The organism is Blautia sp. MSK20_18 (assembly GCF_020553125.1).
Taxonomy (GTDB): domain Bacteria; phylum Bacillota; class Clostridia; order Lachnospirales; family Lachnospiraceae; genus Blautia_A; species Blautia_A fusiformis.
Window position 1 is genome coordinate 1 of record NZ_JAJCGR010000080.1, and the last position, 2546, is coordinate 2546.

Annotated in this window: 3 protein-coding genes; all 3 read right to left on the minus strand. The window is 45.4% G+C overall.

Annotation, left to right across the window (positions count from 1 at the left end):
• Positions 1 to 66 precede the first annotated feature (66 nt).
• On the minus strand, positions 67 to 1602 hold the full coding sequence (locus tag LI091_RS18255; RefSeq protein WP_059085161.1) for an IS66-like element ISRob1 family transposase: 1536 nt from the start codon (positions 1600 to 1602) through the stop codon (positions 67 to 69).
• Between the two features lie 66 nt (positions 1603 to 1668).
• Positions 1669 to 2019 carry an IS66 family insertion sequence element accessory protein TnpB gene (gene tnpB / locus LI091_RS18260; protein ID WP_199874089.1) on the minus strand — a complete coding sequence of 117 codons (351 nt, stop codon included), beginning with the start codon at positions 2017 to 2019 and terminating at the stop codon, positions 1669 to 1671.
• 14 nt (positions 2020 to 2033) lie between these two features.
• A complete protein-coding gene (gene tnpA, locus LI091_RS18265; protein WP_059085159.1) occupies positions 2034 to 2432 on the minus strand; it encodes an IS66 family insertion sequence element accessory protein TnpA in 399 nt (132 codons plus the stop codon).
• Positions 2433 to 2546 lie beyond the last annotated feature (114 nt).

Below are 2546 nucleotides of genomic sequence, written 5' to 3' on the forward strand. Positions count from 1 at the left end.
GTAAGCGTCAAATAAAACAGTGTATAGAAAAATAACCGTCAGCCTTTTATACTAAAAGGTCAACGGTTATCGACAGAATTCTTTTACAAGAGGATTCCAAGGCAAATAATCATCCAGATATTCAGGATGTTCAAGAAAAGCACTCCCCGGCATGTCGGACAGGATATATTTTATATATTTCATCGGGGCAAGCCCATTCGCTTTCGCTGTCTCTACCAGTGTATAGATTCCTGCACTGGCTTCCGCCCCTTTCGGACTGCCGGAGAACAGCCAGTTCTTTCTGCCGATCACAAAGGGACGGATACAGTTTTCCGCAAGCGAATTACTGATGGAACAATTCCCGTCTTCCAGATAATTCCAAAAACCTTCGCGGTTATTTAAGGCGTAATGAAAAGCTTTTGAAAGTTTGGATTTCGGCAGCTCTCCGATGGCACTTTTTTCTGCCCATGACCAAAAAGCCTCGAGAAGCGGTTTCTCGCGGATAAGACGTTCTTTTTTCTTCTGATCAGGAGGGAGCGCCTCCAACTCTGACTCTATGTTAAAGAGTTGATTCAGACGGAGGATTGCTTCCGCTGCTTTTGATGCTTCCGAATTATGGATGTCTTTTGGGAGCGCATCCACGAAAGCCCGGCGCAGATGCGTATAGCAAAGACATCTTTTTACTCCTGAAACTGCATTGTATCCGGAGTAAGCGTCTGTATGGATATAACCTTCATATTCCCTCAGAAACGCTTCCGGATATTTCCCGCTTCGTCCCGGCTGGTACTCGAAGTAGCGGATGGGATTTACGGCATCTCTGATGCTGCAGTAAACCCACATATAGGAATCGGACGTATTTTTCCGTCCCGGTTCTTTCAGCACCTGTACATGTGTTTCATCGATATGAAGGTATCTCTGTTTCAGAAGTTCCAGCTTCAGACGGTGGACGATGTGTATAAGCCAGTCCCGATAGACAACCAGAAGCCAGTTTGACATAGTCGCTCTGCTTAAACGTAATCCCAAAGCCTCCCATTCTTTTTCCTGTCTGTACAGCGGGATGCTTAATTCAAACTTCTGGTGGATGAGCCAGGTGATGGTAGATGCAGATGCCAGAGAATGCAGGACGGGAGGATATGGCACCGGAGCCTTCTCCATATAAAGAGTTCCGTTTTTCCGGCATGACCTGCATTCATACGTTTCCCGGTAATGGTCAATCACCTTGAGTTTTGCAGGGATAAACTGTACTTCTGTGCGGACGAATTCTTCCCCTACTTTCACCATCGTACTCCCGCAGTTATCGCATATCTGTTCCCTTTCATCTATGGTATGGAGTACTTTGCTGTGAGGGAGATTTTTTACCAGTTCTTCCCGCTGACCGGTGTACTTCCTTTTACGTAGGTGCTTCTCTATCTCAACAAGCTCCAGTTCGTGTGCATCAGGATCCGCACAGGTTTCGATTTCATTAAAAAGAGACATCTGCCCCTCGATTTCGAGAGTAGATGTCTTCTCGGATTTTGTTCCATAAAGTTTACGGGTCAGGAAATCAACCTGCTCTTTCAGGAGCCGGACCTGCTGTTCCAGTTCTTTGATATGATTTTTATACTCCTGTTCCGTAGCTGACATAACCTGAAAACCCTTTCGTTTCGATAGGATTATTATAACATAGAATCGTCAGATTTCCCAGCATTTCTAAGGATTTTCAGTATTTTCAGACTTATGCGGGAGCCATTTCTGAACCGCCTTTGGCTGCTCCGGGTTCAAACCTTCCAGAAGCCAGCGCAGCTGCTGATCAGAAATCTGTTTTGCTTCTTCGCCGGTCCGCGGCCATTGGAGACGTCCGTTTTCGTACCGTTTGTATAAAAGGCAGAAACCGTCTTCCTCGTAATGGACTGCTTTGATCCGGTCAGCCCTCTTTCCACAGAACAGGAATAAGGAATTGCTGTAAGGATCCAGTTTGAAGTTGTACTGGATGATATCCAGCAAGCCATTGAGCTGCTTCCTCATATCGGTGTAGCCGCATCGGATATAGATTTTCTCCACATGGGAAAGATCTCCTAACATGACTGCACGGCTTTCAGAATGTTTTCCAGCATCTGGGCAGATGTGCCTTCATAAAGTTCCACTGTTATGGATCCGATATGAAGTATGGCTGCAGGAGTGGAACGGGAAATGTTTCTGTCCGGAAGTGAAAGCTCCGCAAACTCAGCCGGGGATTCCGTTAAAGCAGTTGACTGTTGGTCTGTACACATGTGGATGCCGTTTTTCTTACGGGGCACTTCTTCCAGGGCAAGCTTTCGAATTTTGGAAAGCCAGTAATAATAACTTTTCAAAGAGATATCGTGTTGTTCACACCAGATCTGATTTGTCAGTCCTGAGGCCCTGCATTGCCGTATTACATCCAGCCAGTATTGAAGTTTCACCTGTTTGTCTGGAGTCAAAGAAGAAAGATTCATAAGCCTGCTCCTTAGATTAGATTTAGAGTTTTTAGAGTCAACTCCCAAAACTCTAATCAATAGTTTACATGCAACAGCCAGAAATTTCGATACACCCTCTTATTGGACGCTTAC